Annotated in this window: 22 protein-coding genes and 3 tRNA genes; 10 read left to right on the plus strand and 15 right to left on the minus strand. The window is 70.3% G+C overall.

All coding sequences use genetic code 11. The features are described from left to right. Positions 1-108 precede the first annotated feature (108 nt). Positions 109-2,115, plus strand: coding sequence for a DUF8224 domain-containing phage-derived protein (locus JKJ07_RS06070; protein ID WP_202990247.1), 2,007 nt, complete (start codon positions 109-111; stop codon positions 2,113-2,115). 17 nt (positions 2,116-2,132) lie between these two features. Beyond that, positions 2,133-2,528, plus strand: a complete 396-nt coding sequence (locus tag JKJ07_RS06075) for a hypothetical protein (RefSeq protein WP_202990248.1) — start codon at positions 2,133-2,135, stop codon at positions 2,526-2,528. A gap of 15 nt (positions 2,529-2,543) precedes the next feature. Here the strand turns inward: JKJ07_RS06075 and JKJ07_RS06080 are convergent, their stop codons facing one another. Further along, positions 2,544-3,200: a TetR/AcrR family transcriptional regulator gene (locus tag JKJ07_RS06080; RefSeq protein WP_202990249.1), complete on the minus strand. Its 657-nt coding sequence runs from the start codon at positions 3,198-3,200 to the stop codon at positions 2,544-2,546. A gap of 58 nt (positions 3,201-3,258) precedes the next feature. On the opposite strand from JKJ07_RS06080, the gene JKJ07_RS06085 reads away from it, so the two are divergent. From JKJ07_RS06085 to JKJ07_RS06095, 3 genes are read left to right on the plus strand one after another with little or no spacing between them, the layout of a single operon-like run. Continuing rightward, positions 3,259-4,422, plus strand: a complete 1,164-nt coding sequence (locus JKJ07_RS06085; RefSeq protein ID WP_202990250.1) for an SDR family NAD(P)-dependent oxidoreductase — start codon at positions 3,259-3,261, stop codon at positions 4,420-4,422. A gap of 9 nt (positions 4,423-4,431) precedes the next feature. Further along, positions 4,432-5,475 (plus strand): ArsR/SmtB family transcription factor, encoded by a 1,044-nt coding sequence (locus JKJ07_RS51605; protein WP_202990251.1) that lies wholly within the window; start codon positions 4,432-4,434, stop codon positions 5,473-5,475. A 56-nt stretch (positions 5,476-5,531) separates the two neighbouring features. Next, a complete protein-coding gene (locus tag JKJ07_RS06095) occupies positions 5,532-6,203 on the plus strand; it encodes an O-methyltransferase (RefSeq protein WP_202990252.1) in 672 nt (223 codons plus the stop codon). 57 nt (positions 6,204-6,260) lie between these two features. Here JKJ07_RS06095 and JKJ07_RS06100 read toward each other — a convergent pair whose 3' ends face one another. Both JKJ07_RS06100 and JKJ07_RS06105 read right to left on the minus strand, forming a co-directional pair. After that, the gene (locus JKJ07_RS06100; RefSeq protein ID WP_202990253.1) at positions 6,261-6,797 is read right to left on the minus strand and encodes a hypothetical protein; all 537 of its coding nucleotides are present in this window, start codon (positions 6,795-6,797) and stop codon (positions 6,261-6,263) included. Between the two features lie 184 nt (positions 6,798-6,981). Continuing rightward, entirely contained in the window at positions 6,982-7,551 is a 570-nt protein-coding gene (locus JKJ07_RS06105) for a hypothetical protein (RefSeq protein ID WP_202990254.1), read from the minus strand. Positions 7,552-7,779: 228 nt separating this feature from the next. Between JKJ07_RS06105 and JKJ07_RS06110 the strand changes: the two genes are divergently transcribed. Next, positions 7,780-8,298: an RNA polymerase sigma factor gene (locus tag JKJ07_RS06110; RefSeq protein WP_202990255.1), complete on the plus strand. Its 519-nt coding sequence runs from the start codon at positions 7,780-7,782 to the stop codon at positions 8,296-8,298. Positions 8,299-8,307: 9 nt separating this feature from the next. After that, a complete protein-coding gene (locus tag JKJ07_RS06115) occupies positions 8,308-9,375 on the plus strand; it encodes a CU044_5270 family protein (protein ID WP_202990256.1) in 1,068 nt (355 codons plus the stop codon). 338 nt (positions 9,376-9,713) lie between these two features. Here the strand turns inward: JKJ07_RS06115 and JKJ07_RS06120 are convergent, their stop codons facing one another. The 5 genes from JKJ07_RS06120 to JKJ07_RS06140 all read right to left on the minus strand — a co-directional run bounded on the left by JKJ07_RS06120 (position 9,714) and on the right by JKJ07_RS06140 (position 11,264). After that, positions 9,714-10,148 carry a type II toxin-antitoxin system VapC family toxin gene (locus tag JKJ07_RS06120; protein WP_202990257.1) on the minus strand — a complete coding sequence of 145 codons (435 nt, stop codon included), beginning with the start codon at positions 10,146-10,148 and terminating at the stop codon, positions 9,714-9,716. Further along, entirely contained in the window at positions 10,148-10,405 is a 258-nt protein-coding gene (locus tag JKJ07_RS06125; RefSeq protein WP_202990258.1) for a type II toxin-antitoxin system Phd/YefM family antitoxin, read from the minus strand. Before JKJ07_RS06125 ends, JKJ07_RS06120 begins: the two co-directional genes overlap by 1 nt. A 587-nt stretch (positions 10,406-10,992) precedes the next feature. Continuing rightward, positions 10,993-11,064 (minus strand) — tRNA-Val (locus JKJ07_RS06130). A gap of 22 nt (positions 11,065-11,086) precedes the next feature. Then, positions 11,087-11,157 (minus strand) — tRNA-Cys (locus tag JKJ07_RS06135). A 34-nt stretch (positions 11,158-11,191) separates the two neighbouring features. Then, positions 11,192-11,264, minus strand: a tRNA-Gly gene (locus JKJ07_RS06140). Positions 11,265-11,455: 191 nt separating this feature from the next. On the opposite strand from JKJ07_RS06140, the gene JKJ07_RS06145 reads away from it, so the two are divergent. Together JKJ07_RS06145 and JKJ07_RS06150 are read left to right on the plus strand one after the other, a co-directional pair. After that, complete coding sequence (locus tag JKJ07_RS06145) at positions 11,456-12,637, plus strand: GNAT family N-acetyltransferase (RefSeq protein ID WP_202990259.1); 1,182 nt, start codon at positions 11,456-11,458, stop codon at positions 12,635-12,637. Positions 12,638-12,686: 49 nt separating this feature from the next. Continuing rightward, entirely contained in the window at positions 12,687-13,013 is a 327-nt protein-coding gene (locus JKJ07_RS06150) for a hypothetical protein (protein ID WP_202990260.1), read from the plus strand. Positions 13,014-13,126: 113 nt separating this feature from the next. On the opposite strand, the gene JKJ07_RS06155 is transcribed toward JKJ07_RS06150, so the two are convergent. Further along, a complete protein-coding gene (locus JKJ07_RS06155) occupies positions 13,127-14,827 on the minus strand; it encodes a CocE/NonD family hydrolase (RefSeq protein ID WP_202990261.1) in 1,701 nt (566 codons plus the stop codon). A gap of 300 nt (positions 14,828-15,127) precedes the next feature. On the opposite strand from JKJ07_RS06155, the gene JKJ07_RS06160 reads away from it, so the two are divergent. Next, positions 15,128-15,613, plus strand: a complete 486-nt coding sequence (locus JKJ07_RS06160; RefSeq protein ID WP_236028440.1) for a TetR/AcrR family transcriptional regulator — start codon at positions 15,128-15,130, stop codon at positions 15,611-15,613. Here JKJ07_RS06160 and JKJ07_RS06165 read toward each other — a convergent pair. From JKJ07_RS06165 to JKJ07_RS06190, 6 genes are all read right to left on the minus strand, one after another. Next, a complete protein-coding gene (locus JKJ07_RS06165) occupies positions 15,610-17,316 on the minus strand; it encodes an ABC transporter ATP-binding protein (RefSeq protein WP_202990263.1) in 1,707 nt (568 codons plus the stop codon). The two genes, JKJ07_RS06160 and JKJ07_RS06165, sit on opposite strands and share 4 nt — an antisense overlap. Then, the gene (locus tag JKJ07_RS06170; RefSeq protein WP_202990780.1) at positions 17,313-18,905 is read right to left on the minus strand and encodes an ABC transporter transmembrane domain-containing protein; all 1,593 of its coding nucleotides are present in this window, start codon (positions 18,903-18,905) and stop codon (positions 17,313-17,315) included. The genes JKJ07_RS06165 and JKJ07_RS06170 overlap by 4 nt, the downstream gene beginning before the upstream one ends. A gap of 337 nt (positions 18,906-19,242) precedes the next feature. Continuing rightward, the gene (locus JKJ07_RS06175; protein WP_202990781.1) at positions 19,243-21,159 is read right to left on the minus strand and encodes an APC family permease; all 1,917 of its coding nucleotides are present in this window, start codon (positions 21,157-21,159) and stop codon (positions 19,243-19,245) included. A 117-nt stretch (positions 21,160-21,276) separates the two neighbouring features. Next, positions 21,277-22,314, minus strand: a complete 1,038-nt coding sequence (locus tag JKJ07_RS06180; RefSeq protein ID WP_202990264.1) for a hypothetical protein — start codon at positions 22,312-22,314, stop codon at positions 21,277-21,279. Then, entirely contained in the window at positions 22,311-22,634 is a 324-nt protein-coding gene (locus JKJ07_RS06185) for a PadR family transcriptional regulator (protein ID WP_202990265.1), read from the minus strand. The genes JKJ07_RS06180 and JKJ07_RS06185 overlap by 4 nt, the downstream gene beginning before the upstream one ends. Before the next feature lie 90 nt (positions 22,635-22,724). Next, entirely contained in the window at positions 22,725-23,219 is a 495-nt protein-coding gene (locus tag JKJ07_RS06190) for an RICIN domain-containing protein (RefSeq protein WP_202990266.1), read from the minus strand. Positions 23,220-23,288: the final 69 nt, after the last annotated feature.

Here is a 23,288-nt window from a genome sequence, read left to right on the forward strand (position 1 = left end):
CCGGTCGTTGTCGTTCCGCCCGTCCGCGACCGTGCGGACGGGCGGAAATGCGTTTCTGAAGAATGCGTGCGCTCCGTAGGATCTCCGCAGATCAAGGGGGATGACACGGTGGGCGACTTCCAGCAGTTCGTGACGGATGTGAATGCGCGTCTGTCCGCGATGTCCAAGGACGAGTTGTACGTCGTCGGCGACGGTCTCGACCGCGACTCGCTCTGGCTGACCTTCCTCGAGTCGTTCCCCGCCGGCACCAATCTCCGGTTCCGGGAGCGGACCGAGTACGACTGCTCGACCTGCCGCGGGTTCGTCAAGAATCTCGGCAACGTCGTCGAGATCCACAATGGACACGTCCGTACGGTCTGGTCCGGGGTGTCGGCCGCCGACCCGGTCTTCTCCGTGGTCGCCGCCGCGCTGGACGAGTTCGTCGGCACGCTGCCGTTGTCCGGCGTCTTCCGGTCCACCGAGGCGCAGTACGGGGCGAAGACGACCCGCTCGCTGCACGACGGCCAGGTCGAGGTGTGGCACCACCTGCACGGCCAGGTGGCGAAGCGGCATCGCACCCAGGACGTCGGTGCGGCCCGGGGCGCGTTCGACACCGCGGTGCAGGTGTTCCAGCGGGGCCTGGCCGAGCTGACCCCGGACGCGCTGGACACGGTCGCCGACCTCATCGACTCCAACGCCCTTTACCGCGGTACGGAGCATCTCCGGGCGGTGACCGAGTTCCGATATCTGCGGAATCAGTGGACGCAGGCCACCGACAAGCGGGCCTTCGTGTACGCCTTCGCCTCGAACCCGGCGGCCCGGTTCCGCAACACGGTGATCGGCACCCTCGTCCAGGATCTCTCCGCGGGCGTCGGCCTGGAGCAGGCGGTCCGGTCGTTCGAGACGAAGGTGGCGCCGCAGAACTACCGGCGCCCGACGGCGTTGATCACCCCCGCCATGGTCAAGGCCGCCATGAAGACCATCGACGAGCTGGGTCTCGAGGAGTCGTTGCAGCGGCGGTTCGCCCGGCTGTCCGACATCTCGGTCAACAACGTGTTGTGGGTCGACAACGACACCCAGACGCGGATGAAGGACGGCATCGAGGGGCTGCTCATGCGGGCGGCCACCAAGCCGGCCGGTGCGGGCCTTCGTGACGCGGAGCCGGAGCGGATTCCGGTGGTCGCGTTCATGAAGGACGTCCTGCCCGGTGCCGCGGCCATCGACCTCTGGGTCGCCAACAGCCACGAACCGCACTTCGTCAGCCTCACCACCGGCCGGCACCCGGATGCCCCGCGGCTGTTCACGTGGGACAACGACTTCGCCTGGTCGTACGGCGGCAACGTCACCGACTCGATCAAGGAGAAGGTCAAGCGGGCCGGTGGCAACGTGACCGGCAAGCTGCGGGTGAGCCTGTCCTGGTTCAACCATGACGACCTCGACCTGCACGTGTTCGAGCCCAACGGCGACCACATCTGGTACAAGGACAAGCGCGACAAGCTCGACGTCGACATGAACGCGGGCGGACGGTTCACCCGCGAGCCGGTCGAGAACGTCACCTGGGCCGGCAAGATCGCCGACGGCGAGTACCGGATCGAGGTCAACCAGTTCAACAAGCGGGAGAGCGCCCACGCCGGCTTCGTGATCGAGACCGAGAGCAACGGCAAGCTGGAGCATTACAGCCACGAGCGGGCGGTCGGCCACAAGGAGACAGTCGAGGTGGGCCGGATGACGGTCGCCGGCGAGGTGATCACCGCTTTCCGGCCGGGGAAGGACATGCGGGCGGGCAGCGCCGGTCAGGAGCTGTGGGGCATCACCACCGAGCAGTTCGTGCCGGTGTCCACCATCATGTATTCGCCGAACTACTTCGACGACAACGAGGTCGGCAACCGCCACTACTTCTTCATGCTGAAGGGGTGCGTGAACGACCAGCCGGCCCGGGGCATCTACAACGAGTTCCTCCGCGGCGACCTGCAGCCGCACCGCAAGGTGTTCGAGGTGCTCGGCGACCGCACCAAGTGCGAGCCGTCGGAGGATCAGCTCTCCGGTGTCGGCTTCAGCTCCACGGTCCGCAACTCCGTGGTCGCCAAGGTGACGATGACCGGCGGCCGGCGCCGCCTGATCAGCATCCAGTTCTGAGACGTGAGAGAGGCATCGTGACCATCTTCGAGAAGGCCACCCGCGAGAAGTTCCGCTATCCGTCGGCCAAGGGCCTGCTGACCACGGAACAGCTGTGGGAGCTGCCGCTGACCGCCAAGTCCGGCTTCAGCCTCGACGACGTGGCCAAGGCCGTCAACGCCGAGCTCAAGGCCGTCGACACCGAGTCGTTCGTGGCCACCGAGGCCAACCCGGCCAAGGCGATCCTGGAGACCAAGCTGGAGGTCGTCAAGCGCGTCATCGCCGTCCGCCTCGCGGAGGACCAGGCGGCGAAGGCGGCGGCGGCCAAGAAGCTCGAGAAGGAGAAGCTGATCGCCGTCCTGGGCCGCAAGCAGGACGCGGTCCTGGAAAACCTGACCGAGGCCGAGCTGCTGGCCCGGATCAACAACCTGTAGCCGACCGCCTATGCCCTAGCGGGCCAGGCGGTCCAGCAACTCGCCGAGCAACGTGCGCTCGCCCGGGGTGAGGCCGGCCGGGTCGTGGTCGACCAGCGCCCGCAACGTCAGCGCGGCGCTGGCCCGGGTCGCCGGGGCGTCGGCGGAGGGTGTGTGCAGGACCCCGGCCAGCGCGGCCTCGCGCACCCGCTCGGACAGTCCGAAGTCCGGCTCCGGCTGACTGATCAGGGTGAGCGTGACGCCGATGTTGGCGGCGAACAGCTGCTCGGCCGCGTCCTCCGCCGGCACCTTGAGCAGGCCCTGGGTGGCCGCGGCGGTGAACCGCTCCCGCAACGCGGCGTGCGCCGGAGCGGTGACGGCGCAGGGCTTCCCCGGCTCGGCCCGGCCGTAGAGCAACCCGTAGAACGACGGGTGCTCCAGCCCGAACCGCACGTGCTTGTCCCAGCCCTCGCGCAGGTCGCCCAGCGGATCGCCGGAACTCTCGACCGCCGTGTACTGGGTGAAGCCGTGATTCGCCACGGCGTCGATCAGGCCCTGCTTGCTGCCGAAGTGGTGATACAGCGTCGGGGCCTGCACCCCGGCGCGTTCGCACACCGCCCTGGTGGACACCGTGGCGCCGCTCTCCAACAACTCCGCCGCTGCCAGCAATAGGCGATCCCGTGCGTTCTGCATGCTTGCTACAGTACACGCTATAGCGCTACATTGCGCTCTATAGCGAAGGGAGAAGTCCATGAGGACTTGGTTCATCACGGGGGCCACGCCCGGCGGGTTCGGCCTGGTCTACGCCGAGGCGGCGCTGCGCCAGGGCGATCAGGTCGCGGTGACCGCGCGCCGCCCCGCCGAACTGCGGGAATGGGCCGAACCGTACGGCGACCGGGTGCTGGTTCTCCCGCTCGACGTCACCGATGCCGAGCAGGTGCGTACGGCGGTGAAGGCGGCGGAGGAACAGTTCGGCCGCATCGACGTGCTGGTCAACAACGCGGGCCGTGGCTGGTTCGGCTCGGTCGAGGGGTCGCCCGACGAGACGATCCGCCGCACGTTCGACCTCAACCTGTTCGCCGTGGCCGACGTGATCCGCGCGGTCCTGCCCGGCATGCGGGCCCGCGGCGAGGGCTGGATCGTCACCATGTCGTCGGTGGCCGGCCTCGTCGGCGCACAGGGCTTCGGCTACTACACGGCGGCGAAGTTCGCGCTCGAAGGACTGTCGGAGACCCTGCGCCAGGAGGTCGAGCCGTTCGGTATCCGCGTGCTCGTCGTGGAGCCGGGAGCCTTCCGCACCCGGGCCTACGCCGGCTTCCAGAACGAGCCCGTCAACGAGACCGTCGACGCCTACGTGCCGATGGTCGAGAGCGTCAAGGCGGCATTCGTGGACCAGAACGGCAACCAGGCCGGCGATCCCGTACGCGGGGTGCAGGCCGTGATCACCGCGATGAACGCACCCGTGCCACCGCAACGGCTCGTGCTCGGCAACTCCGGTTACGACGTCGTCGTCGCGACGCACGAGAACGCACTGGCGGAGCTACGCGCGAACGAGAAGCTTTCGCGCAGCGCGGACTTCGACGACATCGCCCTGCCCAAGGCCGTCGAGAAGTTCGTCGCGGCCACCAACGCGCACGACACGGACGCGCTGGCCGCGGTCTTCAGCGACAGTGCCGCCGTACGGGATGACGGGAAAACCTGGACCGGCGAGGCCGAGATCCGCGACTGGATCCGGGGACACCTGATCGATCCCCGGATCGTGCTCACGCCGGCCTCGTTCGCGGGCGACCGGCTGGTGGCCTCCGGGGACGGTGACTTCCCGGGCGGCCCGTTGTCCTTCGCGTTCGTCTTCGGCATCAAGAACGACCAGATCACCGACCTCGCGATCGAACCCGTCCGAGCCGCCGGGTCGTAGGTTGGTGCCGTGATTCGGATCGAGTTGGACCGTTCGGCCACGGCGTCGATGAGGATCGGGGTCAGCCAGTTCTCCGAGCTCGTCGGCGCGGTCGAGCTGCTGAGCCGGGGCCGCTCGGCGGTGCCGTGGCCGTATTCGCAATGGGCGCGACATGCGGGTGCCGTGCTGGACTCGACGGCGGCCGATGCGCCGCTCCGGGTCTATGGCCGGCTGCTGGCCGTGCGGGCCCGGCAACGGACGCCGGACGTGTTCCACCCGCTGGCGGACTCCCCGGCGCCCAGCGTCGAGGAGGAGCTCGAGGTGCTGTGCGCGACGCCCCGGTCGACGATCGACGCGCAGTTCGCCGAGCACTTCCCGGCCGGGGCACCGGATTGGCTGGCCGGCTATCAGCGGGACCCGGCTCGATCGTTCACGCTGCTGGCCGAGAGCCTGTTCGATTTCTGGCAGCGGGCGCTGCGGCCGTTCTGGTCACGGATGCGCTCGGCACTCGACGAGGAGATCCTCCGCCGCGGCCGGGTCATCGCGACGGCCGGGCCGGAGGCTGTTCTCAGCGACCTGCACGGCGGGACGCGGTGGGCACGGCCGGTGCTGAGCCTGCCCAAGGCGAAGGAGTCCCGGCTGGCCGCCGACGGCCGCCGGTTGCTGCTGGTGCCGATGCTGTTCGCCGATCAACGAGTCGGCTGCTCGACCGACGACGCCGCGGTCCTGCGACTGACGTACCAGTGTCGCGGTGCGGCGGCGCTCGCGTCCGAACCGGACCGCCGAGACGTACGGGGTCCGGATCGGATGGGCGCCCTGCTCGGTTCGCGCCGCGCGTTGATCCTGCGGGCGTTGACGACGCCGGCGACGACGTCCGGGCTCGCCTCCGGGCTCGGATTGCCCGCCAGCACGGTGTCCGAGCAGCTGGCGGCCCTGCACGGCGCCGGTGTCGTGCGCAAGGTCCGGGCCGGTCGGCAGGTGTTCTACGCCCTCGAACCGGCCGGGCGGGCGTTGTTGGAGGTGTTCGAGCAGCCGGGCCACGATTCGGCCACGGCGAATCGTTTCACCGCCTGACCCCCGCGCGCCTAGCGTCGCTCCGACAGCAGACGCACTGCGAGAGGCCTCATGCCGTGACCACAGCGGACCAGCAGACCTGGACGTCCGTAGACAAGTATTTCGACGCCGCCCTGATCGGCTCCGACCCCGTCATCGTCGAGGTCGAGCGGGCCAGTGAGAAGGCGGGGCTGCCCCCGATCAGCGTGTCGGCGGCCCAAGGCAAATTCCTGCACCTCCTGATCCGTGGCGCCCGGGCCCAGCGGATCCTGGAGGTCGGCACTCTCGGCGGCCACAGCGCCGTCTGGATGGCTCGGGCGATCCGGTCACCCGGACGCATCATCACCTTCGAGTTGGATCCCCTGCACGCCGAGGTCGCCCGGGCCGCCGTCGATCAGGCCGGCGTCGGAGATCTCGTGGAGATCCGGGTCGGGCCGGCAGCCGACGGCCTGGCGGCGCTCGTCGACGAGTACCCGGAACCGTTCGACTTCGTCTTCATCGATGCGGACAAGGCGTCCAACGCGATCTACCTGGACTACGCGGTTCGGCTCGGCCACCCGGGCACCGTCATCGTGGTCGACAACGTCGTACGCGAAGGCCGTGTCCTGCACGCCACCGACGAGGGATCGGAAGGGGTACGCCGGCTCGTCGACATGCTGGCCAACCGCAACGACGTCGAGGCGGTGGCCATCCAGACAGTCGGCGAAAGAGGCTACGACGGCTTCATCCTCGCCGTCGTAGGCTCCTAGGGCATACGAAAGGGCCCTGGTCATCATGACTAGGGCCCGTCGTGGTGGAGCGGATCGTCAGCCGGCGGTCACGGGTGCCGGCACGTACGGGCGGGCGTCGTGCAGCGAGCCGGTGGTCGAGCGGAACAGCGCCGGAAAGTCGGCGGTGGCGGTGCCGACCCTGACGTGGCCCAGGGTCGAGACGATCTGCGCGTACGGCTGCGGGGCCGCCGACGACTGGAAGCCGATGGTGACGATCTCGGTCGCACCGGCGGGGACGCTGACCGCGAGCCCGCAGTTGACGATCGTGCGGTTGTCGTCGGTGTAGTCGAAGATGCACCCGTCGGCGCCGTCGAAGCTGTTGAAGTCGAAGGTGTTCGCGACAGGCTCGGTGATGGAGATGCCGCTGTTCAACGGCTGCTCGGAGTTGTTCTTGATCGCGATGTCGATGCTGCCCGTGTGATCACCCTGCGCCCGCGGGTTGAAGATCAACGGCCCGACCGTGACGGTCGGCTGGGCGACCGCGGCCGGTGCGGCCTGGGCGGCGAGCGCGCCACCGAGCAGGGCGGCGGTGATGGCAAGCGCGATGGCGCCCGCACGCAGAGGGGTACGCAAAACTTCTCTCCTCGTGTCGACTCCCGTTCGGCCGGGACAAAGTGACGCCGGCCGATCGACTCAGCGGACAGATTAGCAGCGATCATCGTCCATGTTCGCTCTGGTGCAAGCCGCCCCTTTGCTTTGGCGCGAGCCGCCCCTTTGTTTTGGCGTGAGCCGCCCCGAGCGCCCGCTGACCGGCGGGTCAGGCCCGGGCCGCCGCGACGATCGCGGCCAGGAGGAAGGGGACCAGGCCGACGAGCCAGACCGTGCGCTGCCTGGTCGCCTCGCGCGACTCCAGCACCCGCACGGCGATCGCGGCGATGATGAGGGCGAGCACACCCCAGCCCATGCCGCCCTCCAGAGACGCGGCTTCCGGCCTGGTCACCACCTCGGGCGGGCCGTTGCCGCGGCCCGAGTGGCTGGGGGCCGGCATCCACAGGATGGACACCGCGAGGATCGAACAGAGCACCGCATAGCCGGCCACGTACCAGTCTGGGTGGCCCTTCGGCTCCCGATCCCCGGTCCAGAAGTATTTGAACAGCTGCCAGCAGCCCAGCGGCACAGCAACCAGCAGGACACCGACGACCGCCATCGCCCGGTTGTCGCACCCGGTCAGCGAACAGGCGCTGCTGACCGTCGCGTCGCGGACGGCTTGCGCGTTCGAGGCGGGGCCGAAGTAGAGAATGCCGGCCAACGCCAACGCGCCGAAAGTGATCCCGAGCAGCGAGAGGATCGCCCAGCTGCCGTTCCAGGCCTTGTGCATCTTCGACATCGATCAAGAAGCTTACGAGACCAGATATCCGGACCCAGCAAGCGGCGTGGTCGCGCTGGGTCTACTTGGGCGCTTTCGATGTTCACTTGAGCGCATTCGATGTTTGCTTGGGCGCTTTCGATGTTTACTTGGGCGCTTTCGCTCAGCATCGATCTTTGCGCCGGTGTAATCCGCGGCACCCGCGCCGACAAGTACCCGCTGTCCGAGTGAGCTACTTGCGGAGGTGCCATGCAAGATCCCGAGGCACGGGTAACGGAACTCTTCCGGCGACATGCCGACGACATCCACGCGTACGCCTCGTGGCGGGTCGGCCGCCAGGACGCCTCAGACGTGGTGGGCGAGGTCTTCCTCGTCGCTTGGCGGTCGCTCGACCGGATCCGGGCGGGTGAGGAGCGGGCGTGGCTCTTCGGCGTCGCCCGCAAAGTGGTGCTGTCCCGGCACCGGCAGAGCGCCGCGTCGACGGCGGTCGAGGGCCGGATCGCCCGGGAGCCGGTCGGCGCCGGCCGGCTCGACGACGACGTCGCCCTGCGCGACCAGGTGCACCGGGCGCTGGCGGCACTGCGCGAGGCGGACCGCGAGGTGCTGATCACCGGAATCTGGTTCGACCTGAGCCCGGCGGAGGCCGCCAAGGTGCTGGACGTCTCCCGGCCCACCTATCTGGTGCGCCTGCACCGCGCCCGCAAACGGTTCCGGGCGGCCTACGAGTCGACCGCGCCGAAGCCCGCCCGCAACCCGTTGGCAGTGTGAGGAGACCTCATGAACATCGATGAAATGGTCCGGGCGGCACGCCCCGAGCCACCCGCCGGATGGGCGCAGAGCAGCGACGGCCAGCGCGTCCTGGACGACGTCCTGACGACCCGCCGCGCGGCGACGGTGCGGTCGCGCCCCGCCGCCCGCCGGCTCGTGCTGGCCGCCCTGGTTCCGGTGGCCGCGGCCGCCGTGGCCGGCGTGCTGGTCCTCGGCCAGTCCGGTCAGCCGGCGCCCTTCCCGACCGGCACGAACGGACCCGCGCCGGAGGCCGCGCCGAAGACTGCCCGCGAACTCCTCCTGGTCGCCGCCGAGCGGTCCGCCACCGCCGCCGCCGACGGGCGGTACTGGCTGGTCGTCCGAGAACACGGCGAGCTCCGTCAGCTCGGTCCCGCGAAACGGCCGTACCACATGCTGCTCCGTCTCCAGGACGAGCAGTGGCAGCCGACCCGAGCCGCCGACACCAGCCTGGTGTTCTTCCAGCGGCTCGCCGCCACCCCGGTCACCGCCGCGGACCGGGCCGCCTGGCAGGCCGACGGTTCCCCCACCCGATGGACCGACGGCGGTGTGGCCGTCGAGGGCGCGGCCGGCCCGCGGACGCGCCGCCACATCGACCAGCCGAACCGGAGCCGGACCTATCCGCTCGGCGGCACGTCACTGACCGCCGCGCAGCTCGAGGCCCTGCCGACCGATCCGGCGGCGCTGCGCAGCTGGCTGCTGAAGCTCTTCAAGGACGTCGGCATCTCCGAGCCGGTCGACTACGCGCTCTTCTGGAGCGGGCGGCACCTCGTCTTCGACCTGCCTGTCTCGCCCGGGGTGCGGGCCGCCGCATACCGGATGCTCGCCGACGTCAAGGGCGTCACCCTGCTCGGCCCGGCCACCGACCGGCATGGCCGCCCCGGCCTGGCGATCACCTACACACGCGTCGGCGACAACGGCAAGACCGGCCAGACCTCGCTGATCATCGACCCCCGCACCGGCCAGGCGCTGGCCGAGGAGGACCGGACGGCCGGCGAACTGACCCGCTACACAATCCTGCTACGGACCGGCTACACCAACGAGGTGCCGGTGCGGTAGCCCGGGGTCACGGCCCCGCCGTGGCAGAGTTGGGCCCGATCAGTAGCTCGAGAAGTCCTGGACGCTCACGCCTCATCTACCATTTTCGACTTGCCTGCTCGTTCGCCGGAACGGACCTCCGCAGAGAGGTGGTCGGTTCTTGAGGGCTCGGCTCTTGAGCAGAAGTGACGAGAGGCCGCGGTCCGCACTTCACACAGCCTCTGCATCTCGTGGGTCATGCTCGGCCGATCAACCGCAAACCTGCAGGTGATCCGTCGATAGACCTGAACAAGGCGAAAGGCGTAGCAAACCCGGGCCTGCGAGCGATGGCGGATCTTCGATCGCGGTTTGGGGAATTCTCAGGCACCCTCGTCGAGGGGCCGCCACGGGTCGATCACCTCAACGCCGGAGGGCGCGAAGTCGGCTCCGTTACGAGTGACGACCGGCATGCCGTGTACGAGTGCGGTCGCTGCGATGAGCGAGTCACGAACAGGCCGTGGATCGGGAACGTGCAAAGTGGCGCTGCGTCGGGCAACCGCGGTGTCGACCGAGAGAATCCGCTCGGCGAATGCGGGCAGCACCTGCGCTTCCAGCCAACGACGCAGGATCATGCCTTGCGCCGGATCGCGTCGTTCAGCCAGGAGAACCCCGATCTCCAACTCCTGAACGGTGATCGCCGACACGAACATACTGCTGGCCGCAGCACCGGCCGCCCATGCGACAACATTCTTGTCGGCCCGGCCGGCCTTGGCCTTCCGCAACTCGGAGACGACGTTCGTATCCAGCAGGAACATCAGCTCAGATCCGCGGGCCGGGCCAGGTCACGGGACGCGGTGGTCTCGAACTCGATGTCAGCCTCATCCGGAGACAGGCCGAGCAGGTCAACGATGCTCTCTCGCCCGCCGGTCAGCTGCTCATAATCCTCGAACGTCAGCAGCACGTGTGCCGGCCGCCCCCGGTCGGTGATGAAAACCGGACCGCTGCGAGCTGCGTTCTTGGCCCGGCCCGTGTCCTGATTGAACTCGCGACTTGACAATCTGGTGACCGTCACTGCCCCCACCCCCGAATCCGTGTAGCAATGTTACTACTCGACTGACGCAAGCGACACTCCCAACCTGTTCGCGCCCGCTCCCACAATGCCCGGACAACGAGCCGCGTCCCCGCCCCTCAAACTCACCGGCCAGCAAAGCATTCTCCAGCTCAGGCAGCCCGCGAAGGGCAAGGGCAGCAGCAAAGTGCCGAGAGCTAGCGAAGTTGAGGGCCGCGGAGCCGCAGGGTGGCGTAGCCGCTTCCAGCCCAGCCCCGGCTAAAGGGTGAGAGCGGCAAGGGGTGCGGGTGGCGAAGCCCCCGCTGTTGAGGGCCGCGGAGCCGGCGCAGGGTGGCGTAGCCGCTTCCAGTCCAGCCCCGGCTAGAGGGTGAGAGCGGCAAGGGGTGCGGGTGGCGAAGCCCTTGCTGTTGAGGGCCGCGGAGCCGGCGCAGGGTGGCGTAGCCATTTCCAGCCCAGCCGCGGCCAAAGGGTGAGAGCGGCAGAGGGGGTGCGGGTGGCGAAGCCCCCGCTTTGGCGCGACGAAGTCGCGCCGGAAAGAACAAGGCGGCAGGGTCTGCGCTTTCCGCAGACACACTGCCGCCTCCGACTTGTGGGCGATACTGGGATCGAACCAGTGACCTCTTCCGTGTCAAGGAAGCGCGCTCCCGCTGCGCCAATCGCCCTTTGGGGTACAGCATACTGCCGAGGTGGAGACGGGATTTGAACCCGTGTAGACGGCTTTGCAGGCCGTTGCCTCGCCTCTCGGCCACTCCACCGAGCAGGCCCAGCACGACTGCGAAGGCCCATCCGAGCGGACGACGGGATTCGAACCCGCGACCCTCACCTTGGCAAGGTGATGCGCTACCAGCTGCGCTACGTCCGCATGTCGCTTCGCTCCACCCTGTGTTGCGGGCTTGCCCGGCGACGGAAGAAACATTAGCGGGTCACCAGGGGCCTTGCCAAACCGGGGTACCCCGGCGAGTCGTGGGGCGGGGTTCACCAGGGCGTTCCGAGTTATCCACAGGCCGGAAATCCGGCAGGCGGCGGAGGGTCCTCCCGGTGTTGGATGGGCCCATGAAGTTCCGACAGATCAGCGCGGCGGAGCGCACGGCGACCATGTTCCCCCTCCAGTCGTACGCGTTCTCGGCCTCGCCCTGGCCCGAGGACGACGAGGTGGTGTACGCGCGCCGCATGAGGTTCTTCGAGACGGCGATCAACATGGTCGCCGAGGAGGACGGGGTGACGCTGGCCTGCGCGGCGGCGTTGCGGATGCGGCAGAACGTGCGGGGCACGGTGCATCCGATGGCGGGCATCGCCTCGGTCGCGTCGCATCCGTCGGCGCGGCGGCGGGGGCTGGTGCGCGGGGTGCTCGAGCGGCTGCTGCGGCAGGCTCGCGAGGAGGGGCACACGGTCAGCGCGTTGTATCCGTTCCGCCCGAGCTTCTATGCCCGGTTCGGGTATGTCGGGACGCCTCGCCACCGCATCGCGACGTTTGCCCCCGAAGGGCTTTCTCACCTGACCCGCACCGAGCTGCCCGGTGAGGTCGAGCGGCTGCCCATGCGGGAGGGGTTCGACGAGTGGCGGGCCTTGCATCACCGGCTGCTTCCCGAGCGGCACGGGTTCGCGATCTACGACGAGACCCGGGCGGCCGAGTTCCGGGAGGACAAGCGGTGGCTGGCGATCGCGCGGGCCGGCGGCGAGGTGGTCGGGGCCGTGGATTACCGGGTGAAGGCGTACGGGGCGGATCTTCATGGTTCTGATCTGCTGACCACGGGGCCGCTGGGGCGGGCGCTGCTGCTGCAGTTCTTCGCGCGGCACGTCGACCAGATCGCGCGCGTGCACGTGCGGGTGGGCACCGACGAAGTGCCAGAGCTGTGGGGCACCGACTTCCAGGTCACCAGCGAGGGGCGAGTCGACTTTCCGACGCACGGCGGGGCGATGGTGCGCGTGCTCGACATGCCGGCGCTGAGCGGCACGGCGGTCGGGGACGGTGACGTGACGATCGAGATCCCGGACGACGAGCTCGTGGGTGGGTCGTGGCGCCTGGTCGGCGAGGGCGGGCGGCTCACGGTGACCAAGGGGACGGCCGATCCGGCGGCGACGCTCTCGGTGGGTGGGTTCAGCGGCCTGCTGTACGGGGTGCTCGACCCGATCGAGGTGATCACGCGTGGGCTGGGGCGGGCCGACGGGGCGGCCATAAGTGCGTTGACCAGAATGTTCCCGCGCAAGATGCCGTACATCTTCTCGGATTTCTGACGGACGCCGGGGTCAGCGCGGCAGCGGGGAGGAGGGCGATAATCACGGCATGAGAAAGGACTCGATCCTGTCGTACAAGTCCGAGGGCTCCGTGCTGAGCATCTATTCCAAGGGGTCGGTGCTGTCGATCGGCTCCACCGGGTCGGCGCTGTCCATCGGGTCGATCGGGTCCTTCGGCTCGGTCGGGTCGATCGCCTCGTTCGTGTCGGTCGGGTCGATCCTGTCCGCGGTCTCGATCGGGTCGCTGCTGGCCTGGCGGGCGCGGCGGGCGGTCATGGCCAGCGGGGCGCACGGGGGACAGGGCGGCCGGGGCGGACACCGGCACGGCCACGGCGGACGCGGCGGGCACGGGCACGGCGGGCGGGCGCGGGCGTAAGCACGGCTGAGGCCGCCCCACCCCCGGCGGGGTGAGACGACCTCGGGTTGTGGGCCAGGCTCCGACCGCGGCCCGCGCAGGCCGGGCGCCGGGCGGGCAGTGCGGCGGGTGCGTCAGCGGGTCGGGACGTCCAGGTATGAGCCGCCCGTGATGGTGATCTGCTGGCCGGGGGCGTTGGCGTCGTAGTAGAGCGGGTCCACCGTGTCGACGACCAGGGTCAGCGAGTGACCGGCGGGCACGTCGTAGGCGGCCGCCGAGAGGGCCAGGTCGACCTGGTTGGTGCCCGACCACGTGACGGGGCTGTGGGTGATCAGGCGGGCCGTGCCGAGGCTGTCCAGGTCGTACAGGTAGGCCACGGCCGAACCCTGGGACTGGGTCACGTCGAGGTGCAGCCGTGGAATCCCCCGGATCTTGAGGGCCGTGCCGGGACGGGCGGCGGCCCAGACGCCGGCGCGGCCGCGGTCGACCGTCGGGAGCCAGATCGACGGGCGCTGGTTGGTGAAGGCCGAAACACCGTTGGTCAGCAGGACGACCCCGCCGTTGGCGATCGTGTCCTTGTCGGTGGGCAGCGCCTTCGACCAGCCGGCAGTGGGCGCGCCGCCGAGCAGGCCGGTGCCGTCGAGCGTGCGGATGCGGCCCAGTCCGTAGCGGGTCGTCGACGTGCTCAGGGCCGACCAGTCGGCGTACGACTCGGTGGCCGCGTTGTCGGGCCGCACGAGCACCGGCGGCTGGGTGCCGGGCGCGCCGCCGGCCAGGTGCTCGTCGAACCACGCCCGTACGCCGGTCCAGACGTCGTTCTCGAAGCCGAAGACGCCGCCCAGCTCGGCGATCGCGTGGTCGCCGGGCCGCAGTTCGAGGCGCTTGGGGCCGGTGAGCTGCCGATAGAAGTCGACCAGCTGGTTGGGCGGGAAGAACGAGTCGCCCCACGCGTTGGCGATCAGCACGGCGGGGGCGTTGGCGTTGATCCGGTCGAGGTAGGTCGCCGGGGAACGGACGCGGGCCCAGGCCATCACCTCGGCGACGTCGCGGTTGGCCTTGAAGTCGGCCAGCTTGCCGCTCAGCTCAGGGCCGGCGTTGCCGAGCAGCTCGGCCGCCAGCTCCAGCAGCCCGGCCGACTGGCGATGCCGGGTCGAGTCGCTGAACAGCGAATACACCAGGTCGGTCCAGCCGCTCATCATGGCCACGACGCGGATGCGCTTGTCGAACGCGGCGCCCAGCAAAGAGATTCCGGCCCCGTACGAGATCCCGGCCGCGCCGACGCGAGCGGGGTCGGCGGACGTGTTCGCGAGCGTCCAGTCGACCACCTTGGACAGGTCGGCCATGTCCTTGGGGCCGGCCGTGTCGATCTCCCCGCCGGACGCCCACCAGCCGCGCGGCGTGTACGAGACGACGACGAACCCGCCCTCGGCCAGCTTCTTGGCCTGCGCCAGGTATTCGAGGTCGTTGAGGCCCCAGCTCGCGGGAAGGATCACGGCGGGGTAGCGACCGGCGGCGGCCGGGGCGATCACGTTGGCCTTGAGCGTGACCCCGGCGCCCGAAATGTCCACGAACTTGTAGCCGGTGGTGGCGACCGCCGCCTTGGCGGGGAGAGCAGCAGGCGGGGCGGCGGGAAGTCCGGCAGGCGGGGCGGCGGGAAGTCCGGCAGGCGGGGCGGCGGGAAGTGCGGCGGCGAGTGCGACGGGTGCGGCGGCGAGCGCAGCGGGCGGGGCAACGGCGGTGAGGGACGCGGCCGAGGCCGGGGCAGGAAGGACGCCGGGGAGGACGAGGCCGGCGGACAGGGCGACGCTGAGCAGGATCTTGCGACGGGGCTCCATGCGCTCTCCTCATGCAGAGCAAGGGCGGCGAGCCCCGGCGTGCGGACGTGGTGGCACGTCCGTACGGGGAAGGGGTTCACCTGTGGGAGGGGCTGGAGCGCTCCAGTTTCGGCAGCGTAAGAGCCGGTTCCGAGAAATTGAACTTCATGACATTATCGTTACTAGCCAGTAACGTAGGTCACTTCGGGGAGCAGAAGCCCAGGCAGGAGGGGCGGCCGGATGCTGTACGGGGTTCAGACGCCGCGGCGCCGTGATGCTCAGCGGAACCGGGATGCCATCGTGCGGGCCGCCTGCGATTTGATGACCAGTGAGCGCGCCGCCGTGGGGATGCCGGAGATTGCCCGCCGCGCCGGTGTCGGGCAGGCGACGCTCTATCGGCACTTTCCCGATCGGTACGCCCTCACCTCGGCCGTGATCGCCTTTCAGGTTGAGCGGCTCGAGGCCTGTGTTGAGGCGGCCGGGCAGCAGCCGGCGGCCTTCCGCGCGGTGCTCGATGGCGTGCTGCGGGCCCAGGTGAGCATGCGTCCCCTCGTCCGGCTGGCCCGCCGCCTCGAGCCCGCCGTGCAGGGCCGCTATCTGCGCCGCATTGTGGCGCTGTTGGCCGAGCCGTTGAGAAGGGCGCAGGAGCACGGGCACGTACGCCGTGATCTCGAACCCGGTGACCTCGTGCTGATCTTCACCATGGTCGAGGGCGTGCTCGAGGGCACCCTGGACGGCGAGGTCGAGGCCCGCGCCGCCGCCGATCGCACTATCGACCTGGCCCTGGACGGTGTGTTCAGAAGCTAGCTGTGCCAGGAGCGCCACAGGGCCGCGTACGGGCCGCCCGCCGCGACCAGGGCGTCGTGCGTGCCGGCTTCGATGATCCGGCCGTCCTCCATCACGACCACCCGGTCGGCGTCGTGGGCCGTCTGCAGGCGGTGGGCGATCGCGATCACCGTACGTTCGTGCAGCACCGCGGCCAGGGCGCGTTCGGCCGTACGGGCGGCGGTCGGGTCGAGCAGCGCGGTGGCCTCGTCGAGGATGACCGTGTGCGGGTCGGCCAGCACCACCCGGGCCAGGGCCAGCTGCTGGGCCTGGGCCCCGTCGGGCGGGTGCTCGCCCAGGTCGCGGTCGAGGTCGTCGGCCCAGTCGGCCCCGACCGTCTTGAGGGCCCGCCGCAGCTCGTCGTCGGGGGCCGCGATCATCAGGTTGTCGCGCAGGGACTCGCGGAAGACGTGGTGTTCCTGCGTGACCAGCACGACCTGGCGGCGCAGCTCGTCGGGCGGCAGGTCGGCCACCGGCACCCCGCCCACGGCCACCGAGCCGGACGCCGGCCGGTCCACCCCGGCGATCAGGCGGCCCAGCGTCGACTTGCCCGCGCCGGAAAGGCCGACGATCGCGAGCCGTTCCCCGGGCCGTACGGTCAAGGTCACGTCGTGCAGGACGTCGCGGCCCTCGTCGTACGCGTAACGCACGCCGGAGATCTCGATGCGGTCACCGTCGGGCAGCGTCGTCGACGCCGGGGGCCCGGCGGGCACCGCGGAGAGCCCCTCGATGCGGGCGAACGACGCGCTGCTGCTCTGCAACGACTCGATCCATATCAGGATCATGTCGAGCGGGCCGACCAGCTGGCGCAGATAGAGCACGGCGGCGCCGACCGTGCCCAGCGACACGTGCCCGTCGAAGTAGAGGAACCCGCCGACCAGCAGCACCAGGACGCTCGGGACCGCGTACGAGATCTCCACCGACGGGAAGAAGACGCTGCGCAGGCCCAGGGTGGCCAGCCGGGTGCGCCGGGTCTCGTCGATCGCCCGGCGGCCCGCGTCGAGGCGCCGCTCGGCCAGGCCGAACGCCTCGACCGTACGGGCGCCTGAGGTTGTCGCGGCCAGCTCGTCGGCCAGGCGGGAGTTGGCCTCGCCCTCCTTGAGATAAGCGGGGCGGGCGACGCGCAGATACCACCGGGTGGCGAACCAGATGCCGGACAGGCCGAGGACGCCGACGATGCCGAGCAGCGGGTTGAGCAGCAGGACGGCGATCACGATGAAGATGATCTGGACGACGCCGATGAGGATGTTGGGCAGGATGTCGCGCAGCGTGTTGGCGACCGCGTCGACGTCGGTGGTGCCGCGCGCGGCGAGATCGCCGGCCGGGACGCGTTCGATCACGGCGGCGGGCAGGCCGAGCGAGCGGCGCAGGAAGCCCTCGCGGATCCGGGCGGCGGTGCGCTCGCCGAAGCGGTAGGCGATGCCGAGCGACTGGCGGGCCAGCAGGGTCTGGGCGATCGCGCAGGCCAGCACGCCCAGGGCCAGCCGGTCGACGGCCGCGACGCCGCCACCCTCGGCGACCGTGTCGATGATGCGGCCCAGCAGCCACGGGCCGCCCAGGCCGGCCAGGGCGGCCAGCACGTTGAGGACGGTCACGGCGGTCATCGAGCGCCGGTCGGCGGCGATCAGGCGCAGCGTGGCCCGGGCGACCTGCCGCTGATCGGCGACGGGAAGCGACGTGCTCACATGTCCTCCCCGAAGACGCGGGTTACCAGGGCCTGATAGCCGGGGCAGGAGGCGAGCAGCTCGCGGTGGGTGCCGGTGGCGGCGACCCGGCCCTCGACCAGGTAGTGCACGACGTCGGCCTGGTCGAGCAGCACCGGCGAGGTGGTGGCCACGACCGTGCCGCGGCCCCGGCGAGTGGCGGTGAGGCGCTCGGCGATGGCGGCCTCGGTGTGCGCGTCGACGGCCGAGGTCGGCTCGGCGGCCAGCAGCATCTCGGGGTCGGCGTGCACGGCCCGGGCCAGTCGCACCCGTTGCCGCTGGCCGCCCGAGATGTTGCGGCCGGACCACTCGATCGGCCGGCCGAGGTCGGACGCCACGTCGTGGGCCACGGCGGTGCGGATCGCGGCGCGCACCCGCTCGTCGTCGGCGTCGTCGCGGCCGGCGACCACGTCGCGCAGCTGACCGGCGAACAGGTCGGCGTCGGGCTCGGCGACCAGGATGCGGGCGCGGATCTCGGGCTGGGCGATCTGCGCCAGCGGCCGGTCGCCCCAGGTCGCGGTGGTCGGCCCGTACGCCCCGAGGCGGTCGATCACCTCGGCCGCGTCGGCCGGGCGGGCGCCGGCCAGGGCGGTCAGGCGGCCGGGCTCGGCGACCACACCGGACTCCGGGTCACGCAGCGGGGCCGGACCGGCCGGACCGGGGGCGCCGGAGAGATCGTCCTCGGGCAGGCGCAGGAAGTCGACCACGCGGCGGGCCGCGACCAGGCCCCGGGTGACGTCGAACGAGCAGAAGATCAGCACGTTGACCGGGATGACCAGCATGGCGGTGTAGCCGTAGACGCCGACCAGCTCGCCGACGGTCAGGCCGCCGGAGGCCGCGAGCCGGGCCGCCAGCCAGACGATCACGGCCAGGAACACGACCGGGAGCCCGTCGCCGAGCGCGCCGATCCAGCTGAACGGGCCACCGACGCGATACCCCTGGTCACGCAGGCGCGCGGACTGTTCGTCGTACCGGGAAAGGTGTGTCTGCTTGCCGCCGAGGCCGTTGAGGATGCGCAGGCCGCCGAGCACGTCGACCAGCCGGGTGTTGAGCTCGCCCTGCTGCTCGCGATAGGTGAGCCCGGCCCGCTGACCGCGCTGCAGCAGGGGGCCGACGAAGACCGCGAGCACCGGTACGCCGATCAGCACGACGACGGCGAGCGTGGGTGCCGTACGGAAGAGGATCGTCGCCACCACCGAGATGGCCAGGGTGGACGCGACGCCGACGCCGCCGACGTTCATCGCGCGGCCGATCGTCCACACGTCGGAGATGCCGATCGTGACGACCTCACCCGCGGTGATCCGCCGGGGCAGCGCCGAGCCGAGCCGGGTCGCGTGGGTCATCACGAGGTCGGCCGTCTGCAGCGCGGCCGCCATCCGCAGCTTCGTCATGCTGCGGTGCCGCATGATCCCGAGGCCCGCGCTGGCCGCGCCGACGACCAGGACGGTCGCCGCCCAGCCGATCAGCGTGCCGCGATCCTGACGGGCCAGGCCGTGATCGATGGCCTGCGAGAGCAGCCACGGGGTGGTGGCCAGGCTGAGGAACCAGAGCGAGCCGAACAGCGCCCCCATCGCCACTCGACGCTTGTTCGTGCGTCCCAACCACCAGAGAAAGCGCGCCGGTCCCCGTAAGTCCACGCCGTCATGCTGCCTCAAACCGGTCGATGGCCGCCGCCCAGTTTCACCCGGTTGTGGATAACCGCACGGACGGACCGGCCGGTTCGTCCGTGCGGCAGCAGTCGGTCTAAACTGGGCGGTATCAGGCGGCGGCCGCGATCAGATGAGCACGTTGACCGTCTTGGTGTCGCACCGAGTACAACGGCAGCCCGGTGTCCGGCCACCACCGGATCCAGAAGTCGAAGGCGACCCGCTTGTCGTGGACTGCGCAGTGCATCCGGCGCGGCCCTGGTCAGGAGCCGACGTGGACGCCGGGGCGGCGGGCCTGGTCGGGCTCGTGTTTGCGGATGATCTCGCGGGTGACGGGGGCGGTGTCGCCGCGGCCGAGCAGGAAGTAGCGGATCATGTGGACCAGTGGGCTGCCCTCGGCCCAGGCGAAGTAGCAGTGCGGGCGTACGCCGGTGGCGTCGCGCAGCGCGAGCAGGATCGCGGCGATGGCGTTGGGGGCGGCCGGGGCCTCGGTGCGCAGGATGCGGTAGCCGTCGACGTCGATGCCCCGGACGAGCAGGGTGTTGCTGAACTCGGAGGGGTCGACGACGTCGATCTCGAGGAACAGGATGTCGTTGGCGCCCGGCACCGGGTTGTCGCCGCGCTGCTCGCGTTCCTTGAACCGGTATTCGGCCGCGTCGCCGGTCTGGCGGCGGTGGGCGACCAGGTCGAGGGCGCCGTCGAGCTCGATCGACTCGGTGATGAAGCGGCGGGCGGTCTCGTCGAACTCGATGCTGTCGACGCGTAGCTCGGTGGTGCGGCTGACCCGGGAGATCAGCGAGACGATGATGATGCCCGCGATGAACAGGCCGGAGATGGCGATGCCGTCCGGCTTCTCGATGATGTTCTCGACCAGCGCGTAGCCCAGGATCAGGGTGAGCAGGGCGAAGCCGACGGTGGCGCCGCGTTTGCGGTGGCGGAAGGCCCAGGCGGTGACGGCGAAGGCGCCGGAGACCATCATGGCCAGGATGCCGGTGGCGTAGGCGCCGGCCTGGGCGTTGACGTCGGCGTCGAAGGCGATCGTGATGATGACGGTGATCGCGGTGTAGACGAGCACGACCGGGCGCACGGCCCGGCCCCACTCGGGCGCCATGCCGTAGCCGGGCAGGTAGCGGGGCACGATGTTGACCAGGCCGGCCATCGCCGACGCGCCGGCGAACCAGAGGATCAGGATGGTGCTGATGTCGTACGCGGTGCCGACCACCTCGCCCAGTTGCTCGTGGGCCAGCCAGGCCAGCGCGCGGCCGGTGGCCTCGCCGCCCGGGCCGAACTCGTCGGCCGGGATGAGCACGGTGGTGACGAAGCTGGCCGAGAGCAGGTAGACGCTCATGATGACCGCCGCGGTGGTGAGCAACCGGCGGCTGTTGCGGACGCGTTCCTCCAGGTTTTTGGCGGCGACCAGCGGCATCATGCTGACCCCGGTCTCGAAGCCGGAAAGCCCGAGCACGAGCAGGGGGAAGGCCACGAAGGCGGGCTGGAACAGGTTGCCGGTGTCGCCGAGCGCGGACGTCCAGGCCGACCAGGCGGTGCCGTCGGTGACGACCTCGACCAGGCCGGCCCCGATGACCAGCGCGTTGAGGCCGAGGAAGAGCGCGACCAGCGGGATGGCGACGCTGACGGCCTCGCTGAAGCCGAGCAGGAAGACGAACCCGAGCAGCAGGAGCAGCCCGACGGTGAGGGCGACCTCGTGGCCGTGCAGGAACGAGGGGAAGAACGGATTTTCCACCACGTGCACGCTGGCGTCCGCGGCCGACAGCGTGATCGTGATCAGCCACGACGTGGCGACGAAACCGAGCAGCACCAGCACGAACAGCTTGCCCTGCCAGAACGGCAGCAACCGCTCGAGCATGGCCACCGAACCGGCGCCGTGCGGGCTCTCCCGGGTCACCCGCCGATACATCGGCAGCACCCCGAACAGGGTGAGCGCGACGATCAGCAGGGTGGCCAGCGGGGAGACGGCCCCGGCGGCGGCGACGGCGATCGCCGGCACGTAGGCCAGGCTGGAGAAGTAGTCCACCCCGGTCAGGCACATGACCTTCCACCAGGAGTGCTGCTCCGTGTGGCCCTCGCCGGCCGCGGGCCCGACCGGCTGCACCCGGTGACGCAGCAACCACCCCGCGACCCCCTTCGACGGCGGAGTCTCGTGAGCCGGCGAGGCCATGACGGCGGGCACGGCGAACTCGGGTGGGGCCTGTTGCTCACTCACCGGACCAGAGTCCACGCCCGGGCCCGTCGCCGCCCGGGCCCGGGCGTTAATAACGCGTCAAAATTCGGCGGATCAGGTCGGCCGGGTGGCCCCCGGCAGGTCCTCCCGGTCGGTGGACAGGACGAGGACGCCGATCGCGATCGCCGCCGCCGCGATCGCGCAGGCAGGGATCAGCCAGGCCGGGACGCCGTCGAGGTGCGAGTCGGGTAGCAGCGCCGCATGCAGGGTGTAGACCAGCCCGGTGCCGGAGAGATGCTGACCGAGCATGACGGCGTTGACGATGAGGGCCCACACCGGCGGGGCGGCGACGGTCATCGCCACCCCGGTGAACACCGCGGCCAGCGGCCGGGACCTGATCCGGTAGGCGAACGCGGCGGTCAGCAGCCAGCCGGTCAGCGCGCCGAGCAGCCCGCCGGCGATCGTCAGGGGCAGGTAGACGGCGCCCCGTCCGACGACCACGCTGCCGGTGAGACCGCCGATCCAGGCGGTGCCGGTTTTGTCGGCCAGGAAGTCGGTCGCGGTGCCGCTGAGGACGAGGCCGTCGCGTTCGGCCAGCACGGTCGCGGACGAGGAATCGAAGGTGCAGATGTCGTCAGTGGTGCAGGTGATCGACGCCGGGCGCGGGTCGGCGGTGAACTCGGTGATCGTCCAGCCGGCCGCGATCAGGCCGGTGCGGGCATCTTCGACGGTCCAGCTTGGCTGCTGCGCCTTCGGTGCCAGCGTGAAGTTGAGGGAATCGGCTCGGCCCGACCAGCTGGTTCGGTGGGAGAAGCTCGCCATCGGGTTGCTGACCGCGGGGTTCACCAGGTGCATGACCTCGGACCGGGCCGGCAGGCCGGGAGAGCCGAGCCAACTGCCGGCGGCCGCGCCGAACATGCCGAGCGCCAGGGTCACCAGCAACGCGCCGACCACTGTGAACGGACGGCCCGAGGGGAGCCGGAACCGTTCGCGCACCCCGCTGGCGATCAGGTGCCAGGCGTCGGAGCGGCTCGGCTCACCCAGCTCCAGCATCGTGGTGATCATCTCGGTGCCGCGCCGGCGCCGGAAGCGTCCCGGGTAGGCGAGCAAGAGAAGGCGGTAGCGGCGCACCTGCCGTGCCTCGTCGCTCACGCCGTGCCCCCTGCGGGCCGCAGGCGCAGCTGCTTCCGGGCCGCCTCCGTGTGCCGCTGCAGCCGATCGATCTCGGCCCCGAGCGCGGCGGCGCCCTCCGTGGTGAGCCGGTAATAGCGGCGCAGCCGGCCCTCCACCGCCTCCTCGTGATCCACCTCGATCAGCCCCTGCTCGGTGAGCCGCTCGAGCGCCCCGTAGAGCGTGCCCGGCCGCAGCTTCACCTCACCGGCGGAGAGGTCGGCCACCACCTGAACGATGCCGTAGCCATGGCGGGGTTGCTCGGCCAGGCCCGCGAGGATGAGCAACGTCGGTATCTGCATGGCCGCTGACCGTACGCCGGCCGATATGTATCGTCAACCGATGTATTGATGTCGGCTCCGTTCCAGGGGCCGGAGCCGACGACCCGTTCCTCAGCCCCAATACCAGCGCTGGACCCCCGCCTTCGAGTCGCACTTGGCCACGAACACCTTGTAGTCAGGCGCTTCCACCAGGCACTGACCGGACAGCCTATTGATCATGATGTGGCCTCCGTCCGGGGCCGACGATGGCACCCAGATCTGCTTGTTCGGGATGGGCCTGCTGCAGACTTCCGCATACACCTGGCTGCCTGCGCCGTTCGGCGCCGACAGGCACCACCCACTGCGCGCGTTGACCAGCCAATAGGCGTTGGTGTCCACGGTTACGAACGTCCACTGCTGGTTGCCGAAATAGTGGCATTCGTACCAGGCGGATGCGGTGGTGGTCGGTTGGTTGCCGTTGTAGTGCTGATCCAGGCAGTCGCCGGAGGCGCCGTTCCAGACAAAAACCGCGGCCGGTGCCGCTGCTGCGGCCGGCGTGGCCGGCGACAGCAGCACCACGGCCGCCATCAGCAAGATCGCCGCTACCGCTTTGAACTTGGAGTACATCGAGGTCCTCCCCCTCGTCGCTGTTGGCTGTGCCGTCTCTGTCTAGCGACGCGGCAGTTGTCTGGTCCC

The organism is Paractinoplanes lichenicola (genome assembly GCF_016785085.1).
Lineage (GTDB): Bacteria > Actinomycetota > Actinomycetes > Mycobacteriales > Micromonosporaceae > Actinoplanes > Actinoplanes lichenicola.